Consider the following 24,255-nt stretch of genomic DNA (forward strand, 5'->3'; position numbering starts at 1 on the left):
ATAGTTAACGACAGGTATGTCTCTCTGCTTGTTATTTGTATCGAGACATACCTATCGGTGCTATTCCAGACCTAAACGCAAATACTGCTCATCGGGTGAGTCATGATCCTCTAATGCTTTGCGCAGCAGCTCTAACATCCTCAACTCCACCGTTTTATCGTGAACTGGATGATTCTGTCCATAATCGTCTATATTATGGAAGAGCAGATGCTCTCTTATAAACGTACTGTTGACATGAAAGGACTGTGTTTGATCCTTCATTCGCACATTATCCCCCGGTATTTTGTACACGGGAAAATCTGTCCATTTCAGAAATGGACCTGTTTCGATGCGACTGGGATCAATAATATGATCTAATCCGTAATAATGGCCTATCGTTGTTGGCATAGCCGTGTACAGATGGATCGGTGAATTGTCTTCCTGTGCCGAAGCTCTGAAGTAGGTGTAGGATCCGTCAGTGATATTAACGTTTTTCCCGAAATAGCCGTATAGAGCGCAGTCCCTGATGGCAGAAGTTTCACCGCGTATCAAGGGCAGCCATGATTTGCCATGCAGCTTGTTCCGGCAGCAGCCTGGATCCACTCCGAAGTGCTCCAGCAAGGTTGGGAACACATCGATGTTTTGCGTCAACGCATCGATCCGTTTTCCAGCATACTTGCTTCCCGGCATATGAACCATAAGAGGAATATGGGCAATTTCGTTGTACGCAGGCATAATATTTTTGGCCATAAAATTATGCTCACCGAGCAAATATCCATGATCAGAGGTGAAAATTAACAGGGTGTCCTCCCACAACCCCTGTTGATCCATCGTATCGAGCAGCTTGCCGACTGAACGGTCCGTCATGGTCAGCAATGCAGCATAACGCTTCCGTATATGCTTCAGTGCATCGTCCGGGACATTCACCTGTCCATACTCCGGCCAGTAGTAGGACGGACCTTCGTAATCGTCCTCGTAATCATCGAGTTCGCTGTCCGGTAAGTCGAACGGCTCATGTGGATCGAATGCCTCCACCCATAGAAGATAATGATCTTCCTCTCGATTATCCTCAAGCCAATTCAATGCAGATTGGATCGTTTTCGGTGAGGAATAGTCTTCCTCAGTATGAAACTTTGTTCTATTGAGCGCATATTGCGGCATAAATTTGCCGATCTGTTCCGGTTTCTCGGGCGGGCTGACTCTGGAAACCCATGAATCCAGCTCTTGACCACGGATGAAATCCCAAGTATTGAACTGTTGGCAATAATTCTCTCCGCCTACACGGAAATAATGGTAATGATCTGTTGCAATATGCGAAAATACTCCATTATCCCGCAGTACCTGCGGTAAAGTATGATCAAATGGCTCTATCGGCCCCCAATTGCGTTCCAGAAATCCGAGTCGTCCCGTCAGCATGTCCCTGCGCGCAGGCATACAAGGCAATGAGCCCGACCAATGATTGGTGAAAATAGCCGATTTCTCCGCCAGCCTGTCCAAATTGGGCGTTGCGATGCCTGATGCGCCATAAGCGTTAAGATAATGCCGGTTGACCGAGTCCAGGAGCAATACGATTGCTTTCATTATGCTTTCTCCTTTTTTCTACGTAATTAGCCTTTGATTCCCGAAGTGACAATACCTTCAACAAAGTACTTTTGCGTAAACAAGAATAGAATTAATAGCGGTAAAATGATTAGCGTCGTTGCCGACATAAGAAGATTCCATTGTACCTGGGTTTCATCACGGAACATCGTTAAGGCGAGCTGAACGGTTTTCATCTCATCCGCATTGGTAACAATGAGGGGCCATGTATATTCATTCCAGGATTGGGTAGCCTTTAAAGCAACGAGGGTTGCAAAGATCGGCTTGCTGACAGGCACATAAATGTACAAAAATGTTTGAACACGAGTTAAACCGTCAATTTTCGCAGCATCATCCAGTTCTTTAGGAAAGCCAAGATAAAATTGCCTGAACAAAAACACCCCGAAGGAGCCTGCAACGTAAGGAGCAATTAAGCCCATATAGGAATTAATCCAGCCTAATCCGCCTTGCCCGAACAGATCATTGCCACCCGCAAGAGGAATATGCTTCAGAATCAGGAACACCGGAATCATAGTCACCTGAGGAGGAATCATTAAACCTATCAAGGAAATCAAGAACAGGATATCCCTGCCCTTAAAGTTCAATCTGCCAAAGCTATAGCCGGCAATAGAGTTAAGCAATAAGCTTACAATGACAGTAATTACCGTCACAAACACGGAGTTAAAAAAGTATGTTCCCCAGTTGCCCCTGCTCATAGCCTCGACATAATTATGCCAAACCCATGTTTCCGGGAAAAAAATAAACTGTGGAGCCATTATATCCCCCATCGTTTTCAGCGATGTCAAAACCATCAATATAAAGGGGAAAAGCATGAGTAAAGAGCAGGTTAGTACAATTACAGAAAGCCCTAGCCTGGATTTCGTATCTTCCATATCGTATCAACCACCTTATTTAATCAATGTCATTACCTTGGCCATATTTGAAATTGACGATGGTAATAACCGCAATAATCGCCAGCAAAACCGTTGCCATAGCAGACGAGTAGCCTAACTGGAATTCACCGAATGCACGGTTATATATTTGATGAACAATGGTTGTCGTAGAATTCATCGGACCGCCGTTGGTCAAAATTTTAATTTGTTCAAATACGTTGAAATTGTTAATTAAGCCTGTAATCAATAGAAAAAAAGTGATTGGTTTCAGCATAGGTATCGTGATGTAAAAAAACTTGTGCATTGTATGGGCACCATCTACAGAAGCCGCCTCATACAAGTCGCGCGGAACACCTTGTAACCCGGCCAAATAGATGACCATGTTGTAGCCTACAAATTTCCATATTCCCATAATAATAAGGGCAACCATCGCCCAGTTCGCGTCATAGAGCCATTGTTTTCCTTGAAGATGAAAAACGCCTAGAACGGTATTAGCTATACCGCGAGACGGTTCATAAATCCACAGCCAGATCATGGATACAGCAACCATGGAGGTCACATGAGGCGTGAAGAATCCCGTTCTGAAAAAGGAAAGGCCAATTAATTTGTTATTTAATAGTCCCGCAAAAATCAAACCAAGAGCAAGAGTAAAGAAGAGTGTAAAAAAAGTGTATATCACCGTATTTTTGAGAGATATCCAGAAAAAGGTATCGTCCCATAACACTCTATAGTTTTTGAGCCCAATAAAATCCATACGGTTCATGTCATAATTGGTAAAGCTTAAATAGATGTTCATCAGAATGGGAAGCAGGACGAAGATAAGCAAAAATAAATAAAATGGAGCAATTAGCGCATAACCAATCGGATCACGGTCTAGCTGCTGTTTTTTCAATTTACTGCTTGCTGCCGCTTCATGGGGTACTGTGCTTGCATTCATTGTGGTTCTCCTTCCAGCCAAAAATCTCGATATCTTAAGAATCAGGTTTGTAGAGCTTATAAGCTGCAATCTCTACAAACCTGATTGACCGTACCCTTATTTGCTAATATTTTTCAGCTCTTTTTCAACATTCTCTTGGGCATCTTTCAGAGCTTGCTCTGGAGATTTCTTCTTGCTCATCGCTTCCTCATAAGACTGGATAATGTATTTGTTGTATAGAGTTAACCATGGGACAACAGGCTTTCCTTTACCGTTCTTCACATAATCCAATAAAACACTGTTAAAGGCTGGGTCCTCGTCAGTAAATTGTTTTTCCAGCGATTTTTTCACAACGGGGATTTTCAAATCCTTATATCGCTTCCATACTTGATCGTTGGACATCATAAATTTAATAAATTCGAAGGCTTCGTCCTTATGCTTGCTCGTGTTTCCGATCGTAAACAGGCGGTAGCCGTTGAAAGCGACTTTAGCTTCCTTCTTTAGCACAGGGGCAAAACCTAGCTTGTCCTTAAGATCAGGATTGTTTTTGATGAGATTGCTAATTCCACTGGTTTGCAAAAAGGACATCGCAGATTTACCGCTTATAAAAGGTATTTCATCCTTTTTCTGGTAATTGTATGGGATACTTACTTTTTTACTGTCCAAATCGACCAAAAACTTCAAGCCTTCGATCGCTTTGCTGTCGTTCAGAACGGGCACACTTTGCTGTTCATCAATTAACTTTGCGCCATTTTGACGTAAAAAGGGCTCTACAAACACATCCGCGGAAGTATAAGGAATATCAAAGCCGGCGCGAGTGACGTTACCGTTAGCATCCTTCTTGGTCAATTTCTCAGCGTAACTCGCCAATTCTTCCCAAGTTGCCGGCGGTTTGTTAGGATCCAAGCCTGCTTCTTGAAAATAATCCTTACGGTAAGTCAGAATTTCCGGTGCCGGGAAGAAACCGAGACCCAATGTTTTATCCTGATACTTACCTGCGGTCATCGCGCTTTCCATAACATCGGCCTTCTCATCCCACTTGCTGATATAAGCATCCAATGGGGCAAAGTCACCTTTGGCTCCCCTTGATCCCATGAAAGCCAGGTAGGCGGAGAAAATGTCCGGCATCGTCCCACTAAGCTTTGCCGCGTTTAGCTTGGTATCAATATCTTCTGCAGCAGAGGGCAATACGGTCGTTTCAATCTGAACATTGGGATGCAGCTTCTCGAATTCCTTCGCAGCGTTGTTGAAATATTCATCATTTGCTTTATCTGCACCTGGAAACCAGAACGTCAATTTAACCGGCTCTTTGCTTCCGTTTTCCTTGCCTGATCCTGTTTGATTCGCAGGACTGGAGCTGCAACCTGCCAGAAGTCCCCCTAACATGACTGCACTAAGTGTTAATGCGGATACTTTTTTTACATTCACTTTATACAACCTCCCCTTTTCGCTTTATAATGGTACCTCTGCTTCTGTAACGGTAACCATTGCTTACTCCATTATTATAGAGAACGCTTTCTTTTGGTGGAAGAATTGAAGTTTAGGTAATTCCTTTACTTGTACAGTAGTTTTTCCAGAAACCCCGATAATAAAAAGCTCCTAAGCTCAAAGATCAAAAAATATGCATATAAAACCTTAAAAAATTTAGGTGCGCGGAGATAAAGTCATAACTTAGCTTGTGACTTGGTATATAATGGAATTGCGAAAAATCCAAAATCACAGGAGGAGAGAAGGGGACATACATGGCTATATTTGACGTAGAAGGAGACCGTTTCACTTATAATGGCGAGCAGATACGTATTTTGTCTGGAGCGGTGCATTACTTTCGTGTGGTTCCGGCCTATTGGGAGGACAGGCTTCTTAAGCTGAAATCATGCGGGTTTAATACCGTAGAGACCTATGTCCCATGGAATTTTCATGAACCGGAGGAAGGGCAGTTCTACTTCGAGGGCATGGCGGATTTGGTTCGTTTTATCGAGAAGGCGGGGGAGCTTGGTCTGCACGTTATCGTTCGCCCCAGCCCTTATATTTGTGCGGAATGGGAGTTTGGGGGCTTGCCCGGCTGGCTGCTGAGATATCCGGACATTCGGCTGCGCTGCTCTGATCCGTTGTTTCTGTCCAAAGTGGATGCTTACTATGACGTGTTGATTCCTAGGCTTGTTCCACTGCTCTGTACAAACGGGGGACCTGTTATTGCTGTTCAGGTGGAGAATGAATACGGCAGCTACGGCAACGACAAGGCTTACCTGGAGCATATCCGGCAAGGGCTCCTCCAGCGCGGAATCGATGTGCTTCTGTTCACTTCCGATGGGCCTACGGACCAGATGCTTCAAGGTGGAACGCTTGAGAATGTGCTGGCTACCGTTAACTTTGGCTCCCAGTCAGCAGAGTCTTTTGCGAAGCTTCAAGAATACCGCCCCGGACAGCCGTTGTTTTGCATGGAATATTGGAATGGCTGGTTCGATCATTGGCTAGAGGATCATCATACTCGTGATGCCATAGACGCAGCCAACGTATTCGGTGATATGCTGGAAGCGGGTGCCTCCGTCAACTTTTATATGTTCCACGGCGGTACCAATTTCGGGTTTACTAACGGAGCCAATCATATAAAAGCTTATGAACCGACTATCACAAGCTACGATTATGATAGTCCGCTTAACGAGTGGGGCGAGCCGACGGACAAATATTATGCCATAAGAGAGACCCTGTCTAAGTATGCGGATATTGGACAGCTGGAGCTTCCCAAGCCTATGCCCAAGAAAAGCTATGGCACTGTAAAAGTAACCGGGCGTGCTGATTTGTTCTGTCAGTTGAATCAAATTTCTGAGGCCATACATAGTGTATGCCCTGAACCCATGGAGAAGCTGGGACAATCTTATGGCTTCATCCTGTACACGGCGCAGTTGAGTGGACCCCGAAATGGACAGGAGCTTCATTTGCAGGAGGTTCATGACCGGGCACAGGTCTTTCTGAACGGTACGGAGCTTGGGGTGGTCGAGCGTTGGAATCCTCAGCCATTGAAAATAGATGTACCGCAAGAAGGGGCAAGGCTTGATATTCTGGTCGAAAATATGGGGAGAATTAACTACGGCCCATTATTGAAGGATTATAAAGGAATTACCGAAGGCGTTCGCTTGGACAATCAGTTCCAGTTCGGCTGGAGCATGCATCCGCTGCCGATGGAGCAGCTGGAGCAGCTTCAATTTGAAGTTCTTACAGATGGCGATTCTATTGACGGTCCGGCATTCTACAAGGCTAACTTCCATGTCGGAGAAATCGCGGATACCTTTTTAAGCTTGGAAGGCTGGAGCAAAGGTGTAGCTTTTATAAACGGCTTTAATCTCGGAAGATACTGGAATGTTGGACCGCAAAAAACATTGTATGTCCCAGGGCCCTTGCTGCGTGATGGAGATAATGAATTAATTCTTTTTGAGCTGCATGGCTCCAAGCATGCTGAGGTTGCTTTTATAGATGTCCCCGATTTGGGTAAAGAGGCAGCTATTACGCCTGAGTTTTAGTATGAGCCGCTGAGCAGATTGCTGGGTGTAGATACTTTCCAAATACAGCCAATTCGTATACTATTAGTACAGATGTACATCATGTGAAGGGGAGTTATCGGTATGCACGATAGATCGAAACCCAGAGCCGCTCATAATGTCGCGGCCTCCAGCCGCTCCTCTGCGCAGCAGGGAGGGCAGACCACGCAGACGGTCCCATTTCCAACGGGTGGGGTCGGCATGTCTTCGGCAGCAGGTATCATGCAGCTTCAGCGTTCGATAGGTAATCAAGCGGTAGGCAGAATGATGATGGACAAGCGTATTCAACGCAATACGTCGGGTTCTCCTCCTGTTCCTACTAAGCTGCCCGCATCTCTGCCGAATTCGAAGGCAGCTTCGATGAAATCGATTATGGGTGCTCATTTGCGTGATTATGACAAACAGACCGATGCTGCAACCAATAGTGAGACGTTTACCGTCCAGGAAGATAAAATGATAGGATCCAAGATCAGTTTTCGTGGTGAATTTGAAACCTATGATGTAACCGATAGTACAGGCAAATGGAAATTAGCCAAGTTTGATGGTAAACACGGATTTATTCGAAGCAATAAGATTGGGGAAATCAAGGGACTGTCGGGAGCGAGGGACAAGCTTCAGCAGATCACGGCGCAGCAAGCGCCTAATACTCGTATGGATCAGATCGGCGCTCCTGCCGAAGAAGAAATGACTGGTATTGAAGATCGGATTGAAATGATCGGTGAGGGAAGCGATATAATAAACACCGGACCGGGCGGCGTTTCAGAATCGTTGGATATTCGTATTGATGAGATCGATGGTGTTGAGGGTAAAGAAGAATTAAAAGAGGAGCTGGAGCTGCAAAATGCCAAATTAGGTATGGCAACCGCTCCGGGGGACATGCTAATGTCCGGTCTCAACGGTCTCGTAGCGATGAAGAAGATCGTGGACACGGTTAATGACACGGAAAAGTCGGCTACGGAGAAAGGCTTTGACATTACTGAAGGTGTACTCGATACAGGAAAGTCGCTCCAGAAAGGTGTTGAGAGCACCTCAGGGTTTGCCGATAATATCGGAAAGCTATCTGACACAAGTGTCACGGGAGCCGAAGCGGTAAGCGATTGGTCGGGATCCGTAGGCGAAGCGATATCTGCGATCAAAAGCTCTTTTATGATTGTCAAAAACGTATACGATCTGTTCAGCAAAGCGACCAGCAGCGAGGGCATCAGCGCCGATGAGGCTTTTAGCGGAGGGCTCGAAGTGGTTAGTAACGGACTTAAAGTTGCTCAATCGGCTGTGAAGACTGTGAAATCGATTCTGGACATTCTAAAGGTTGGAGGAGCCGGGCTTGCGCAGGCAATTCCGGGACTTGGCATTGCGATCAGCGGTATTACCATTACGATCAAAGTTTACGGTATGATCAAGTCGGCCATAGCTACTTATCGGATGACACAGGCCAAGCGGAAATTCAAAGAGGATTACGCCAGCAAGGATTACGTTGGGGCCAAGCAGTACACACTGTTTGGCAGAAACTTATGGAGCTCCTTCAATCCGGGGACGGATACGGCCAAGCTGCAGCAGCGAAAGCAGGATTTAATCGCGAAGGGTGCTGCGGCGAGCGAAGCTGAACAAGTGGAGCTGCGGGATATTCAGGAGTACGAAGTAGCCAAAGAAATGAAGTATATCAATCAGAAACGATTGACGAGAGCGGGCATTCAGATTGGCCTTGAAATGACTAATATCGCCGGGGATATCGCTACTTTAAGCGGTGCCGGGGCCCAAGTTGGAGTACCGTTGAAAGCTGTAGCGGCAGGAGTTGGCGTTACAATGAGCTTGGGCCGGAAAGCCAAACAAATAGGCCGTGACCGCGCGGCTAAGCCGGATGCATGGAAGCTTACCAAAATGGTGTTTAATGCAGAGAAATCCTCCACCGTTAAGCATGCGAAAAGAGTTGAGCAAAGTAATTTGATATTGGATATGATAGCGAAGCTTCCAGAGTATAAGCCTAGTGATCCTGACATTAAAAAACAGTACAAGCGCGTCGAGAATTTTATAGCCTCTAGCGGCGTCAATCCTATGGAGCTGTACAGACTTAACGGAGACGTTGGCAAGCAGCGCGAGCTACTGATTAAGAGTATGAAGAAACGCGAATAAACAAACCAACCGGAGGGAATGCCGATGAGTGAAAGTACACAAGCAAGAGATTTGGCTGAGCTGGGCTTTCTTAAGCAATATTTAAAGGAAGCCGGACTCCAATCTGATTTGATCGATCCTTCGGACGATGTGCCAATCGGAGTGCTGCTTGTTCCTATAAACCAGGATGATCGGGAGCGTGATCGCTATCTGACCTTTAGCTTTATTCCCTCTTTGGCTGAACATGGGATCAAGCATATACGGCTGCTGCAAATCTATACTAAGGTTCCAACCATATGGAAAGAAGAGAACCTGGAGCAAGTAGAAAAATTGTTGCTGGCCATCAATTGTCATCTGGCGATCGGGCATTACAGTATTCGTGAAGACGGAGAGCTCTATTATCGGTATGTATGGTGCGTGTCAGGCAGCACGATCTTACCAAAGGATGAGCTGCTGGAGATCATTGATGTATTCATGCTGATGATGGATACTTTCGCAGAAATGATCGATGGTGTTGCTTCGGGGAGAACAGAACTGTCCTCGGCTCTTTCTTTTCTCGAAAAGGGATCGAACTAGGATCAGCTTTATATAGAAGTACCGAAGAGTTACAATCTCGTCCCTAATGGGGCGGGATTTTTAAGTCATGGAATGAGAAGAGATGTTCAAAGTTTGCTTTCATTGTACAGGAGACAGGGATACATTTGCCGGCTGCCGATAGAAAGGTAATAGAAGGAAATCCTCCCGTTAATCCAGCCTGGAAACCGTTTGAAAGCAATCTAACTGGAAAAACTCCTGCTAATAGAGGTGATCGGTATGAGATCAGCCGAAATCCTTAGAATTAGCAGGAGAAATTCCAGTTATAGGGCTTGGGAACGCTATTTTGCGAGAAAATAACGTGACATTTTTCTGATAATTGCGTTGGGTCGCTAGGCTGAAATGCCATGCTGTAACGAACCCCGAACTCCGCGATTAACACGCGTTGGAAAGCGACCTCATCTCTGCTATTTCTCTGCTGAGAATACCCAAGAAGGGCTATATCAAAAGAGTAAGCCCTAGTGAGTAAATGAATCTGATATAATGTGTAAACAAGAACCTTTAATATGGGGGTTCTTTTGTAACCCTATATTCAGAATTAAACGGTGGAAGGGCTATTCCAAAAATGAATTTTGGGACAGCCCTTTCTTATTATCGCAAGAAAAGCTACCGTTTAGACACGAATGTATCTTCATCGAAAGGACTTCGATCAAAAGCTTTTCTTACTGGACAGTCATGGCTTGAATGTATTATTATACATATTAATGAATATTAATACATTGAGGTGAGAGGGTTTTGAATCATTTATTGTCTTTAAAGGAGCTCGACAAGGCTGCGTTATACTCCATTATTCAAAAGGGTATTGAAATCAAACAGAGCCCCCATGATTTTTACCAAGCGTGTGAGAGAAAAGGTCTTCTTATGCTTTTTCAAAAAACATCTACAAGAACCAATCTGTCTTTCCAGTCAGGTATTAATCAATTAGGCGGTTACGCTGTTACGATGGATTGGGAAACGAGTAATTTCAGCATTTCACCGATTCAGTATGAAGCCAGGTACGCGTCAAGAAATTGTGATGTTATTATGGCCAGATTGAAGAAGCATTCGGATTTGCTGCAGTTAGCACAATACTCCCAAGTACCCGTTATCAATGGCTGCTGCGATAAGTATCATCCTTGCCAAGCTTTGGCCGATTTAATGACCATTTACGAAATTAGGGGGACATTCTCTGGCATAACTCTCACCTATGTTGGTATTCACAATAATGTTGTTAATTCACTGGTAGCGGGCTGTGTCACATTAGGGATTAAGCTTTTATTGGTGACCTCGATCATTAATGAGGCGTCATGGGATGAGGAGCTTATGCAGGAAGCTTATTCGAGCGGCTGTATTGAGAATGCAGCAAGCTTGTCAGAAGCTGTTGCAAGAACGGATTTTATATATACGGATACTTGGGTTGATATGGAATTTTACCATGATGCTCATTATGAGAATGAGAAAAATCGCAGGCTTGAGACCATGCTGCCTTTTCAGGTGAACAGGCGCAATCTGCAAGGATATTCGCCCTACATCATGCATGATATGCCGGTTCATCCTGGCTTCGAAATCGAGGAGGAGTTAATTGAATCCGACAAATCGATCATTTATCAGCAGGCTGAGAACAGGATGCATGTTCAAAAAAGCTTGCTGTTACATCTGCTTGGACAGGAGGTAGGAGTGAGTGCTTGAATCCAATCATATAAATGACTATTTGGAAGAAACGGATGAGATTGATTTTAGTCACCCAACGATTAGAGAACAAATAGAGCTTTTAGCGGATGGATCGGCGGACAACGAGCTTGCTTTCATTCAGTCTGCATTTGAATATGTGCGTGACGAGATAGCGCATTCCTGGGATATTCAGAGTACAAGAATTACGTGGAAAGCATCGGATGTACTGTTGTGGAAGGAAGGAATTTGCTACGCCAAATCCAATCTGTTAGCAGCTATTCTTCGCGGGAGAGGGATTCCGGCAGGCTTTTGCTATCAACGATTAACTCTTGGTGATACGCCGGATACGGGATACTGTGTACATGCACTAAACGCAGTGTACGTATCGGGTTCCAAGAAGTGGATTCGACTCGATGCACGCGGCAATAAGGAAGGGATAAATGCGCAGTTCTCAACCGAGGAAGAACGGCTGGCTTTTCCGGTTAGAGAGTTTTTTGGAGAAATTGATTATCCCACCATATATTCCAAGCCTAATGCCAAAACAATGGAAGTGTTAAAGAAGAATACAAGCTGCTTAAACATGTACCTTAATAAACTGCCTACGGACATCTAATTGGGTGCGGGGGAACGGAGAGCCTAATCTATGCCTATCATTTCGGAGCCTTTCAAGCTAGAGGATATCGCAGCAATTTCTGTTTATGACGCAGACGAAGCAGGCAAGAGGCCGATAGTCCTGCTGCTGCATGGAGCCGGATCCGGGAAAGAATCTGGCCTGGAGGCCGCTCATCTGTTGGCTTCTGCTGGTTATTTTGCTGTAGTCTTTGACGCATCTGGTTATGGAGAGTCGCCTTATGCCGCTCAGGAGCTGAAGGATCCACTGGATATTTTTATAATCTACCGAGAGACCTCGGGTTACATTAATCGATTGATCCGGCATTTAGCTGAGCATCCTGCGGCAGATGCGGAGCGAGTGGGTCTGATCGGCTTTTCGATGGGAGCTCATATTATTTATTATTACTTGGCGCAAGAGCGGCTGAAGGCAGTAAAGGCAGCTGTCCCGATCTCGGGCTCTCCACGGTGGGATAATATCGTACGCAGGTTCATTGTTACTTTCAATCAATTTCGCCATTTGGGTGGGGAAGAAACGATACAGGACTATGAAAGACAGGTGTCTGCATTTCATCCGCTGCCGTTATTGAATGAGCTGAGCGAGCTTCCACTGCTTATCCTGACGGGTGAGAACGATGATAAAGTTCCGGCAGCGGATTTAGAGGCATTTTATCATCGTATCGAGAGAAATTACAGCAGCAAGGAGCAGGTTAAATTGACCGTGTACTCTGGAGTCGGGCATAAATTTACGGCGGATATGATGTCCGATGGTATGGAGTGGTTCAAGAAATATTTATAAATGAACAGCTGATTGACGTTATTCAAACGGTAAATAAATTAACTTGCTGCCTCAGCTTTTGAGCAATGGTGCTCAAGTGATTGGCGGAATAAGCCATTTCATTAACTGAAGCCAGCTGTTGGCCTGTAGTTGTGACGACATGAGTAGCCGCTGTAGCCGATTCGGCGGCAATGTTTTCCATAACTTGTATGGTGGCATATACTTCTTGAGCGCTTCCTGCCAATCTTTGTGCAGCGAAGGAGATGCTTTGAATACTCTGGCTAACATCTTCGGCTCTATGTACAATGCTCGTGAAAGAGGCTTCAGCACTTCCAATCGAAGCCATTCCCGACTCGACTTCGGTTAGCCCTTGTTTCATCGTCTCCGTAACCTTGGCGGTATCCGTTTGAACCTTCGTAATAATACTGCCAATTTGCCTAACGGCGTCTGAAGATTGCACAGCCAGCTTGCGTACCTCATCGGCTACAACTGCAAAACCTCGCCCCTGCTCCCCTGCACGAGCCGCTTCAATTGCTGCATTGAAAGCAAGTAAATTAGTTTGCCCGGCAATATCACCGATGATATCTACTATTTTTCCAATATCCTTGGAATGCTGCCCCAACTGATTCATCCCTTGCTCAGCACGCAATACGACCTCGTTAATATTCCCCATTACATGAATGGCTGAATTCATTGAGGAATGTCCCAGCTTCGCCTGACGTGAAGCTTCATCGGCCACACCCGATAATTCAGTGGTGGAATCCGCAATGAATTGAACTCCGTCGGTAATTTTTTCTATAGATTGCCCCGTCTGGCTTGCACTGAGCAGTTGATTGTCGGATCCTTCAGCGACTACCTGGATCGATTTGTTTACTTCATCTGCAGCCAACGTGTTCTGCTCGCAATTGATCAGAAGCTGGCTGGAAGAGGTGGCTACCGTATCGGAAGCCTCATGAATATGCATAATCGTCGTACGAAGATGGAGGGTCATCTGATTTAAGGAGTCGACGAGTTGACCGATTTCATCGCGATTTTTCACTTTTAGCGCTTGCTGTGTCAGATCCCCTTCTGAAATTTGTTTCAGCACCTGGGATACCCGCTTAACCGGTCCCGCCAGATTGGCTGCAATAAGGAGGGCTAGTCCAACTGAAATCACAACCGATAGCAGCACAGTAATTCCGATATCACGAACTGCGCTTTTATATAGATTTGCGCTTTTCTCAGAGGACTCTTCCGCTCCAATCTTATTTAAATCGACAAGCTCATTAATTTCTTTCTGCATTTCCTGATAAGCCTGCTCGGATTTGGTGAGCATAGCTGCAATCTGAGTGGAGTAGGCACCCGCACCCTCTACGAAATTAACTCTGGTAGCCATAATGAAGGAATCCGAATAAATATCTTTGTAGGTAGCCCATTTCTTCTGCAGATTGTCAAAATGACCTTGTTCCTTGGCATCTTTAATCATTCCCTGGTACATGGCTAACCCATCATCGATTTTTTTGAAAAGCTTACCGGATTCCGGCATGAAGTTTCCTTTTTTACTATCATTAGGCTCCATAATCATGGTGGCCTGGAGGGCCAGCATATCTTTGGCGTACAAATTAATATTACTGATGGTCTCAATGCCCTTCATCCAGGAGTCTGTTATTTCACTTGTTTCTTTCTGCATCAGGGACATCCTCTGCATACTAACGGCCCCTATGATGCCTAGAAGAATGATTATCAGAAGGAATGAACCTAATAGTTTTTTCCGGACGGTAAGATGTGTGGGCAAGGAAATGAATTTGCGTATACGTATATTTTGAAACTCGATTTTCGACCATTTACTCCACATGGGCACAAGTCCTCTCTACCATATTCTCGAAACTAGTATCAGTATAAGGCACAATTTGTAGCTAAGTGTCATCTGCAAGTAAAGGTATTATAAATTTGATCTATATAAAATATTGTTTACTATAGATTTTATTTATACAATTGACGAGTTGAAGGATTCTACTCCGTTGCGTTGAATCGTTTACATATCGTTTGCTGAACCATTTTAACCGCCCAGGGAGTGTTAGCTTATGAAACAGCTGCTGTATCGTCTTTCCTTCAAAAAAAGAATTTGGGTTTCTTTCGTTCTTCTGATGACACTGGCGATTGCCGCCTCGGGCTGGAGCTCTTACACCATTTCCGCAACAATCGTCGAGCAGAATGCACTCCGGCTAAGTCAGGATACGATTAATAAATCGTCCCAGGTGCTGGATGAGAAGCTCAAAAAGATTGTTTTATCGATCATGTCCCTTAAAATAAGCGATCCGTATAAAAATGTTCTTGATGATGTATCGATGGAGGATGTTAGCCGATATTATTATCATTTATCCTCGCTTCAATCGATGCTGGCGCTGCTCAAATTTAATGATGACTTTATACAGTCGATTCTTATTGCTACGCCGATCGGCGATTTTTATCCAACCACTTACACACGCCTGAAGGAAAACTCCTTTTATCAATCCGAGATGTATCAGAAAATTAAAGCTATGCAACGGGGAGTATGGATCGAGAGCCATGAAGACAGCTTTTTTTATGGAAAAGACAGGGTCATTTCCTTTGTGGTGGATGGCAGTGCGGCGAAGTATGTAGAGGACGTGTACATTGTAGTTAATATTAAGGAGAAGGATCTGCAAAATTTAATCGTCGATCAGATCAGCACCTCCACAGGCTATTCGCTTGTGAACAGGGAGGGGAAGCCTGTCATAGGTCGTGTTGGTAATGGGGAGGAAACCTGGAGGCAGGATCCGGAATTTCTCGGCAAATTTAAAAATGAGAAGAACGGTTACTTCAGCTCAATAATCGAGGATAAAGACTATCTGATCAATTATTCCAGGCTGGATGTCGGAGAGGATTGGATTTTATATGAAACTCAATCCAAGCAAGTTGTATTGCAGCAGGTGGAAGCCATTAAATGGACGACGTTGCTGGTCATATTGGGATTCGTGCTGCTCGCGCTGCTGCTGTCGAACGTGCTTACTGATCTCTTGCTGAGACCCTTATTCCGGCTTAATAACTTAATGAAGCGGGTGGAGCATAATGATCTGGATGTGCGATTCCACAGCTTGTACCAGGATGAGGTATCACAGGTGGGCATGAGGTTCAATTCGATGCTTGAGGAAATCAAGAAGCTGATCGCTAAGGTGAGATGGGGAGAAGAAGAAAAACGCAAAACGGAAATTAAAGCGCTTTCCGCTCAGATGGAGCCGCATTTTCTGTATAATACGTTAAACACGATTTATTGCAAATCCGTGCTAGGTAATAATGAGGATGTCAATGAGATGATTTTATCGTTATCTACGTTGTTTCAGCTTGGTTTAAGCCAGGGCAAAGATATTCTACGAATCGAGGAAGAGCTGCTACATGTCAAGCATTACATGACTCTTCAGCAGAAGTGCTATGAAGGTAAGTTCGATTTCATTATTGATGTCGAGGACGAAACTATTTTAGAACTGGAGATTCCTAAGCTGATTTTGCAGCCTCTGGTGGAAAACTGTATTCTTCATGGATTTAAGGATCGTGAGGAAGGCGGTCTTATTCGGATAATGCTGAGGAGAACAGAGCAGGCTTTGTGCTTTTCAGTCGAGGATAACGGCATGGGTATGGATGTAAACAGCTTGAAACGTTCTATAGAGCAGCCGCAAGTCTCTCACAAGGGCTATGCACTGCGGAATATCGCTCATCGGCTTCATTTATTTTACGGAGAAGGAGCAACGATTGAATATGATAGCAAACCGGGGATTGGCTCCAAAGTTCAGTTGATCCTATCGCTTCGGGAGGGGGAGAAGGCGTATGCAAACAGATAACGTAATATTCAAGCTATGTGTGATTGACGATATAAAAAGTACGGTTGAAATGATTGCCACCAAAATTCCTTGGGAGGATTACGGGATTGAGATTGCAGGTACCGCAAAAAATGGAGAAGAAGGGCTGCGTATTATTCAAGAGGTTCGGCCTGATATTATTCTAACCGATATCCGCATGCCTCGAATGGATGGACTGGAAATGATCAGCCGCATTATTGAACAGCTTCCTGATTGCAAAATTATTATTCTCAGTGCTTATACGGATTTTGAGTATGCACAGCAAGCGATCCGTCTGGGGGCCTTGGATTTTATGAAGAAGCCGTTCTCCATACAGGAGATTACGAAGGTAGTGCTGAAGGCGAAGCAAGCGTTGGAGAAAGAGCAGAATAAGCATGAGCAGTTTCAGATTATGGAGAAAAAGGTTCAGGAAAGCCTGCCTTTATTGCGTCAAGAATATTTCAGCCGCTTGCTGCAATACCAGACCCGGAGGGAAGATGCGGAGCGATACTGGAACGAATTGAAGGTCCATATGGAGCTGGAACGATTCGTAGTTCTGATCATTGAGATCGATCAATTTACGGACAAATATGCCACACAACCGATTCATGAAATCGAGCTCGTCCGTTTTGCCTTGCATAACATTATCGAGGAAACCATTAGCAGCACTACCCAAGGCATCGTTTTCCGCGATGGACAGAGCTACTTCACATGTATCATAAACAGTGACCGTCTGGAGGAGGTAGAGCTTCTTGCCCGAGAATGCTGCTCCAACATAGCGGAGTGTACACGGTTTACCATTTCAATAGGTATTGGATCCATGGTCCGTGAAATTCACGAGCTGCCGCTCTCTTATAAATCGGCTTTATCAGCTCTGGCCTATCATTTCTATACAGGGGGAAACGGAGCATACAGCTTTACCGATGTACCGAAGGAGCGGGAGGCTTTCCCGCGTTATTCACCGGCCAAAGAGCAGGAGCTGCTCATATCCCTTCGGGCAGGCAATTTGGACAAATCGCTACAAGAGCTGGAATGTATCTTCGAGGAAATGAATCATCTGAGCCCACTCCCCGATCCGAATTATATTCGCAGCCTGTATTATGAGTTGGCCTTCATTATGCTGCGTGTTCTCTACGAGCTGGTTCCATTCTCCAGCTTGCAGGAATACGACCGTAAAATCCGTGATCGTAGCAACCAGGAGCTGGTTATGGTACAGGAATTTCAGCAGATGTTGAAGGATATCAGCAGGGTAGGGTGCGCTTGGATTGAGAAGGAAAAAGTAAGCGATTCGACTAAGCTGATCTATCGGGCGATAGAGTATATTCGTACGAACCTGCATTTGGATTTAACGGTGGAGCATTGCGCGAGGTTCATGAATATAAGCGGAGGGCATTTTGCCAATCTGTTCAAAAAGGTAACGGGAACTACGTTTAACCAGTTCGTAACTAACGAGCGGATTGAGAGAGCCAAAAGATTGCTTATCGATAATTATCAGGTGCAGGAGATTGCTCAGTCCTTGGGTTATGAGCACAGACGCTATTTCAGCGATGTGTTCAAGAAGCATACGGGCCAGACCCCCTCGGAGTTTAAGGATGCCTATCTAGGGCAGAAATAATGGATTTCTGCCCTCTTTCTTTGTTTTGCCACATTATGCCGCATCCTTTTATCCACTACAATAAACAGCAAGAGCTAGGAATCTGTTCGACGATTTGATCTACGTGAATAATTATTCATGAGGTTATGGAGGGATAAGGGAATGGTACGGAAAGTTTACGGCCGCCTTTGAAATGAAGTTGTTACCGCAAGGTAAATTAAAGACAACTTAAATTTCAAGAGCGGTGGAGTACCATCCCTTTCCTGTAATAACCACAGTAGTGAATAAATATTCACGGATTTGCTTGCGTCGGACAGACTCCTGGACAATAACGAGAGAAAAGGGAGGCCTTTTAAGGATGAAAAAGACGGCTGTAACGGCAATGAGCGTGTTGCTATCGGTAAGCTTGGCTGCATGTGGAGCAGCTCCGGAGGAAGGGAAGAAGGAAGCAGCAGCTGGCAGCAAGCCGGGCGAGAAGACGAAAATTACGTATTGGACCCTCGATCGTCACGACGCGGATTATATCAAAGAAGTGATCGAAAAGTTCAATACGACGAATAAGGACAACATTGAAGTGGAGCTGGTCGTGAAAGCGGATGATTATGCACAGGCTCTAGACTTGGCCTTTGCGGCTGCACAAGCGCCGGACGTGTTCAGAGTGAAGGAAGGTGCAGTGATTCAAACCTTTTATAAAAAAGGATATATGGCACCGATCGACGGTTACTTAACGGATGAGCAGAAAAAGAAGTTTCCGGCAATGGCCGATCAGAATCTGTTCGACGGTAAGTTGTACAGTCTGCCGAACTATGGAAGCACTATGAGGCTCGTATACAATAAAGATTTGTTCGAAAAGGCAGGAATTGCTAAGCCGCCGGCCACGCTTGCAGAGATGGTAGAGGCTGCCAAGAAGCTGACGGCAGCAGGTAAAGCAACAGGTGCATATGGTTTTGCATTGCCGTTCAAAACACCTGCAAGCGCTTGGAACCGTTCAGCCAGGGTAATAGCCGAGCTAAGCGGCTATGGGGGCTTCGGTTATGACTTCAAAACCGCGCGTTTTGATATGAGCGGATTCAAGGAAATTACGAAGGCGTTCAAGCAAATGCGCGATGACGGCAGCACTTTGCCTGGGATGGAAGCGCTTGATATTGATCCGCTGCGCGCTCAGTTCGCTGAAGGTAAGATCGGGATGTACTTGTCCTATTCTTCGGAGCCTGGAGTTTATAAGAGTCAATTCCCGGCCAAAATCAACTGGTCATCGGCTCCTGCACCGACTATCGATGGCAACGCGAAGGGCGCATCCGGCTTCCTGGGAGGTCAATGGCTTGCGATTAATAAAGACTCGAAGAAGAAGGACGCCGCATGGAAGTTCATCAGCTATATGAACGGTGATGACATTTTACAAACGTATCACGAGAAGGGCTACGGGATTTCCATGGTTCCCTCTATTATTGCGAAGGCGAAGAAGCCTGAAATTAACGGAATCGAAGGATTTCTGCCCAATAAATACGATGGCGTATGGCCTACACAACCGACTGTGAACGTGCAGGGAGTGAAATACGAGGATGCCTTCTGGAGATATATTTTGGAAGGTGGGGACTTGGATAAGATCGTGGCTGATCTGAATAAGCGCTATAACGAAGCGCTCGATAAAGCTATTGCAAGCGGTGATGTAAAAGTAGCGCCGGATCCAAGCTTTGATCCTGCCAAAATGCAAGGCTCGTTTGCGAAATAACGAGATTCATGGAGCCTGTCACAGTCAGTCAGATTCAGTCTGCTGTTGCAGGCTCCTCTTTTTTAAAATATCAAACTCGTCAGCGGAGCTGAGACAAGACTGATATTGCAAGAAAGCCTGCTTTTAATTCGCGGTCGCTCATCTTGAATGGCCTCGATACAGGTTTTCTTATAATATTTGAAAGTATAAGTTTGAACCGGAGGTTCACCTTTCTAATATTGAAAGAAAAGCAACCGCTAAGACACGAATGTATCTTCATTGAGAGGGCTTCGAATAGAAGCTTTTCTTATCAACAAGTGAAATTAGGAGGAGGGCTGACAGATGAGGAAATTACGGCCGCAGCTGGCAGGTTACGGATTTACATTGCCAAGCCTGATCTTAACGCTCGTATTCGGCGTATACCCTATCCTATGGGCGATGCGGTATATGTTTTATGATTACAAAGGCTATGGCAAAGAGCGTTTCGTCGGTCTGGATAACTTTACCCAATTATTGAATGATCACACTTATTGGGATTCGGTGGTAAACACCTTCGTGTACGCAGGAGGAAAGCTAATCATTACGCTGCCACTGTCCCTTATATTGGCTGTGATCCTGAATAAGGGGCTGAAGGGTAAGCATCTGCTGCGGGCTATTTATTTTATGCCTACTATCGTGAGTACATCGGTCATTTCCATTGTTTTCTTCATTATTTTCAATTCCTATAACGGAATTCTCAATCAATATTTAACCCGCTATCATATCATCTCCAAAAGTATCGACTGGCTGGGACCCGGTCATGCCATGCTTATCGTCATTATTATTGCGGTATGGGGTGCGGTAGGCAATTATATGCTTCTCTTTATTGCGGGGCTGCAAAATATTCCGAATGATGTCTACGAGAGCGCTTCGTTGGATGGAGCCAATTCGGTGCAAAAGTTTTGGTACATTACGATTCCGATGCTGGGCCCGGTGCTGCAAATGGTCATTATGCTGGCTATTATCAACTCCCTGAAAGGCTATGAAAGCATCATGGTGTTGACGGAAGGCGGTCCGATAGGCAAAACGGAAGTCATGTATCTGTATGTTTACAAGCTGTTCTTTCCTCTTACTTCCTCAGGCTCGGCTGTGGAGCAGCAGATCGGCTACGGGAGTGCCGTTGGCTTTGTAACGGCATTGATTGTAGGGGTCATCACTGTCATTTATTTTTATTCATCCAAACGGATGAATAAAGTGTACTAATCAGTGCTTGCTTGCAACAAGCCTAAACTCACAGGAGGTGTGCAGATGGAAACCAAAGCCGCAGTAAAGCTCAACTCTACCACCAATGGATGGTCGGTCAGCTCAGCTGCTAAAAGATGGGCTTTATGGATATTCCTTATTATAATAGCCGCAATGACTTTATTTCCTATCGTGATGGCATTGTTAGGCTCATTCAAGTCGAACGCAGAGCTAACGGCGGGAGCAACGATTTTACCAGATGTGTGGCATTTTAAAAATTATGCCGAAGTTTGGGAGCAAGCCCATTTTTCCACCTACACGTGGAATAGCCTGTATGTTAGTATCCTTACGACGGTCGGGACACTTATAGTTGCATCCATGGCGGCGTATGCTGTAGATCGGCTCAATTATGTTGGGAAAAGCGTATATGTCGCTCTACAAGCTTCTACAATGTTTATTTCCATAGGGGCGGTTGTCCTTCGACCGCAGTTTGAATTGATGGTTAAACTTCAGCTGCATACGTCTCTGACAGGTGTTATCCTTATTCTGGTCAGCGGACATGCTTATATTTTCTTCATTTTGCTTAGCTTCGTTAAAGCGATTCCGCGGGAATTGGATGAAGCTGCTATGATCGATGGATGCTCCAAGGTGTGGATATTTACAAGAATTATTTTTCCCTTATTAAAACCAGGGCTCGGCGTGGCCGCTTTGTTTACTTTCCGAAATGCCTGGAACGAATACATATTGCCACTTGTGTTCACGATGAGCCAGCCGAAGCTGCAAACCTTAACGGTCGGGCTTGCTGGCTTGCGGTATGGCATCGCCTCGGCGGCCCAAACGCATTATATGATGGCCGGTGCATGCTTGTCGATTTTGCCGCTGCTCATCGTCTATGTGCTGGCTAATAAAACCTTCATGCAGGTCACATCGGGATCTGTCAAAGGTTAACTTTAGGGGAAGCTTGCCTCCTGATATTTTAGGAAAGAAGGGAATTTCATGAACGTCCTCCGATTGGAAAAGCTGCTGAGTAATGCTGCCAATCCCAGCTATAGCAAGGCGTTGGAACAGCTTCATGCGCTCTCCAAAAGCGCACAGGAGATCGACTATACGATCACTGATGGGGAACGTGGTAATTGGACTCACTACTATTATTGTCATCATGACGCAGCCCGGCTCCAATTCGATTGGAGCTCTCCGAAGCAGCATCTATGTCCAGTCTGCTCTAAGCCATGGACAGGGGAGCCGTTCGATGCGGCTTGGGTAACGCTGGCTCACTCGCAGCTCGGCATTGGGATGAAGCATCTCGCATTAAGCTGCTTGATAGAAGATGATATAGAAGCATCGGGCAAGGTTAAGGCAGTGCTGCTCGATTATGCCAAATATTACGTCAATTATGAGATTCACGGAGATATTCCTTACAACGGACCGGGAAAGCTGTTCGCCCAAACGTTGGATGAAGCCCATTGGATTATCGATATTTGTTATGCGTACCGCTTTGTTGAGCGCATGCTTACTGACGAAGAGAAGCAGCTGATTCGCAGCGGCTTGCTGCTGCCCTGTGCGGAATTTCTTATCGAGCATAAAGAAAAGCAGCTACATAATCATGCGGTTCTGATCACTTCCGCGATAGCGATGCTTGGTTTTCTTCTTGAGGATGAAGCCGTTCATCTGGCTGGATTGAAGGGAGAGTATGGCCTCCTTGATCAAATTGACCGCGGTGTATTAGCAGACGGGATGTGGTATGAAGGAGCTTTTCAATATCATTTCTACGGATACCACTCGCTTTTGCAATATGTCATTTTGGTTGAAAACACGGAATGGGATCTTAAGGCGCACCCTACGCTTAAGAAAATGTTCGATTTCCCGCTGGGATATATATTACCGGATGGTACACTGCCGAATCTCAATGATGCGAGTTATACGGCGAACATTCAGAGGCTGGCGCCCTACTATGAAATCGCTTTTGATTGGTACGGAGATGCCCGGTATGGCGAGCTTTTACGATTGGCGTATGGATTTAGTAACCCGAATGGAGAGCAAAAGGATTCCGGTCCATTTAGTGAAAAAAATGTGCAGCAAAGCTGGAAGGCTCCTTCGGTTGCTCCTGTAGACCGTGATTCCCTTGAAGCGCTTTGGTTTGGCGAAGAATTGGACAACGGGCAGCATATTAAGGCCTCAACAGCTCAGGATGCGGCTACCGGAGATCGTTCTTTGGCTCAGCTCCTCATGTCAGACACCACCTCGGATGCCAGCGGGTTGACCAAGCTTGTAAACCGCAAGGGCTGGCATTTGCTGGTGAAGCACAGCAAGTTTGGCGGAGAGCACGATCATATGGATAGACTTGGCTTGTCATTCGGAGCCGGGAGCGTGCTGTTGTTCATCGACCCGGGCACCACGGCGTACGGAGTTCCAGCGCATTACGGATGGTTCAAGCACACGTATTCCCATAATACCGTGAGTATTAACGGTAAGGACCAACCACCGGCTGACGGAAAGCGGCTTCAGTATCATCAAGAGCACTGGGGCTCATGGATCGAAAGTGCTGTGGAATGGAATGATTCAGCCTATACGGTCAAGGACTCCATTATTTTGCCCGAGGAGATGTGCCCCTGGGATGATCAAGCCTATGACGGGGTTAGCCTGCGGAGAGTGAATATGGTTACTGAGCACTTGCTGCTGGATATGGTTAAGGTGACGGTACCGGAAGAACGGGACATCGATTTGTTATATCATTTGAGCGGCGAACTGGCGGATAACAGCTTATGGCAGCCTTCCGATGCTGAACTTAGCGAGCTGGGAGAGCATTGGCTTCAAGATAAAATGAGTAAGCAGCTAGTCGCTGGGCAGCACTTGGAATGGAAAATGAGAGAAGGGATGCTGCAGCAGGTAAGCTGGTGCTCGAGCCCAGTTCAATTGATTACTGCACGTACAGTTGATAACCCGCCGAACCGGTCCAGGCAAACACTCGTTCAGAGGGTAGGCGGCTCTAGGGAGCGGGAAGTCTTGTTTATTAATGCGTTCTCTTATGACAATGAGACGGATCGACAAGGACAGATTTCGGGACACTTGAAGCTGAATGTTGGGACAAAAAGCGATGGCAGCTTGCTGCTGGAGCTGACGCTTTCTGATGTGGAGTTAAGTTTTACATTGGATTGGAAAGAGGAACAGGCAATACTGGAACAGGTGAAATAGAGTCTTTACCAAAATGATTGCTTCCGCTGTGAGGGGCGTTAAGCTGCCAGATCATTTTAAGA

17 protein-coding genes are annotated in these 24,255 nt (G+C 45.5%); 12 read left to right on the forward strand and 5 right to left on the reverse strand.

The window, feature by feature from the left end; translation table 11 throughout:
- Positions 1-60: 60 nt before the first annotated feature.
- From ACFQ0C_RS12245 to ACFQ0C_RS12260, 4 genes are all read right to left on the reverse strand, one after another.
- Complete coding sequence (locus ACFQ0C_RS12245) at positions 61-1,560, reverse strand: sulfatase (RefSeq protein WP_379367084.1); 1,500 nt, start codon at positions 1,558-1,560, stop codon at positions 61-63.
- 26 nt (positions 1,561-1,586) lie between these two features.
- Complete coding sequence (locus ACFQ0C_RS12250) at positions 1,587-2,450, reverse strand: carbohydrate ABC transporter permease (RefSeq protein WP_379367086.1); 864 nt, start codon at positions 2,448-2,450, stop codon at positions 1,587-1,589.
- Positions 2,451-2,469: 19 nt separating this feature from the next.
- Positions 2,470-3,387, reverse strand: coding sequence for a carbohydrate ABC transporter permease (locus ACFQ0C_RS12255; protein ID WP_379367088.1), 918 nt, complete (start codon positions 3,385-3,387; stop codon positions 2,470-2,472).
- Between the two features lie 96 nt (positions 3,388-3,483).
- Positions 3,484-4,794, reverse strand: coding sequence for an ABC transporter substrate-binding protein (locus ACFQ0C_RS12260; protein ID WP_379367091.1), 1,311 nt, complete (start codon positions 4,792-4,794; stop codon positions 3,484-3,486).
- Positions 4,795-5,108: 314 nt separating this feature from the next.
- On the opposite strand from ACFQ0C_RS12260, the gene ACFQ0C_RS12265 reads away from it, so the two are divergent.
- From ACFQ0C_RS12265 to ACFQ0C_RS12290, 6 genes are all read left to right on the forward strand, one after another.
- Positions 5,109-6,884: a glycoside hydrolase family 35 protein gene (locus ACFQ0C_RS12265; RefSeq protein ID WP_379367093.1), complete on the forward strand. Its 1,776-nt coding sequence runs from the start codon at positions 5,109-5,111 to the stop codon at positions 6,882-6,884.
- Positions 6,885-6,986: 102 nt separating this feature from the next.
- Positions 6,987-9,032 carry a hypothetical protein gene (locus tag ACFQ0C_RS12270; RefSeq protein WP_379367096.1) on the forward strand — a complete coding sequence of 682 codons (2,046 nt, stop codon included), beginning with the start codon at positions 6,987-6,989 and terminating at the stop codon, positions 9,030-9,032.
- A 24-nt stretch (positions 9,033-9,056) separates the two neighbouring features.
- On the forward strand, positions 9,057-9,587 hold the full coding sequence (locus ACFQ0C_RS12275) for a YbjN domain-containing protein (protein WP_258215932.1): 531 nt from the start codon (positions 9,057-9,059) through the stop codon (positions 9,585-9,587).
- Between the two features lie 753 nt (positions 9,588-10,340).
- A complete protein-coding gene (locus ACFQ0C_RS12280; RefSeq protein WP_379367098.1) occupies positions 10,341-11,273 on the forward strand; it encodes an ornithine carbamoyltransferase in 933 nt (310 codons plus the stop codon).
- On the forward strand, positions 11,266-11,868 hold the full coding sequence (locus ACFQ0C_RS12285; protein WP_379367100.1) for a transglutaminase-like domain-containing protein: 603 nt from the start codon (positions 11,266-11,268) through the stop codon (positions 11,866-11,868). The genes ACFQ0C_RS12280 and ACFQ0C_RS12285 overlap by 8 nt, the downstream gene beginning before the upstream one ends.
- A 30-nt stretch (positions 11,869-11,898) precedes the next feature.
- Positions 11,899-12,663: an alpha/beta hydrolase family protein gene (locus tag ACFQ0C_RS12290; protein WP_379367102.1), complete on the forward strand. Its 765-nt coding sequence runs from the start codon at positions 11,899-11,901 to the stop codon at positions 12,661-12,663.
- A gap of 22 nt (positions 12,664-12,685) precedes the next feature.
- Here the strand turns inward: ACFQ0C_RS12290 and ACFQ0C_RS12295 are convergent, their stop codons facing one another.
- On the reverse strand, positions 12,686-14,476 hold the full coding sequence (locus tag ACFQ0C_RS12295; protein ID WP_379367105.1) for a methyl-accepting chemotaxis protein: 1,791 nt from the start codon (positions 14,474-14,476) through the stop codon (positions 12,686-12,688).
- Between the two features lie 229 nt (positions 14,477-14,705).
- Here ACFQ0C_RS12295 and ACFQ0C_RS12300 point away from each other — a divergent pair, with 229 nt between their 5' ends.
- The 6 genes from ACFQ0C_RS12300 (at position 14,706) to ACFQ0C_RS12325 (ending at position 24,193) form a co-directional block, all read left to right on the forward strand.
- Positions 14,706-16,478 carry a sensor histidine kinase gene (locus ACFQ0C_RS12300; protein ID WP_379367107.1) on the forward strand — a complete coding sequence of 591 codons (1,773 nt, stop codon included), beginning with the start codon at positions 14,706-14,708 and terminating at the stop codon, positions 16,476-16,478.
- Complete coding sequence (locus tag ACFQ0C_RS12305) at positions 16,465-18,090, forward strand: response regulator (RefSeq protein ID WP_379367109.1); 1,626 nt, start codon at positions 16,465-16,467, stop codon at positions 18,088-18,090. The genes ACFQ0C_RS12300 and ACFQ0C_RS12305 overlap by 14 nt, the downstream gene beginning before the upstream one ends.
- A 337-nt stretch (positions 18,091-18,427) precedes the next feature.
- Positions 18,428-19,801 (forward strand): ABC transporter substrate-binding protein, encoded by a 1,374-nt coding sequence (locus ACFQ0C_RS12310; RefSeq protein WP_379367111.1) that lies wholly within the window; start codon positions 18,428-18,430, stop codon positions 19,799-19,801.
- A 321-nt stretch (positions 19,802-20,122) separates the two neighbouring features.
- A complete protein-coding gene (locus tag ACFQ0C_RS12315; RefSeq protein WP_379367113.1) occupies positions 20,123-21,022 on the forward strand; it encodes a carbohydrate ABC transporter permease in 900 nt (299 codons plus the stop codon).
- Positions 21,023-21,175: 153 nt separating this feature from the next.
- On the forward strand, positions 21,176-21,949 hold the full coding sequence (locus ACFQ0C_RS12320) for a carbohydrate ABC transporter permease (RefSeq protein WP_379367325.1): 774 nt from the start codon (positions 21,176-21,178) through the stop codon (positions 21,947-21,949).
- Positions 21,950-21,997: 48 nt separating this feature from the next.
- Positions 21,998-24,193: a heparinase II/III domain-containing protein gene (locus ACFQ0C_RS12325; protein WP_379367115.1), complete on the forward strand. Its 2,196-nt coding sequence runs from the start codon at positions 21,998-22,000 to the stop codon at positions 24,191-24,193.
- The last annotated feature ends 62 nt before the right edge of the window (positions 24,194-24,255 follow it).

It is taken from the genome of Paenibacillus sp. GCM10027630 (assembly GCF_042676305.1).
Lineage (GTDB): Bacteria > Bacillota > Bacilli > Paenibacillales > NBRC-103111 > Paenibacillus_S.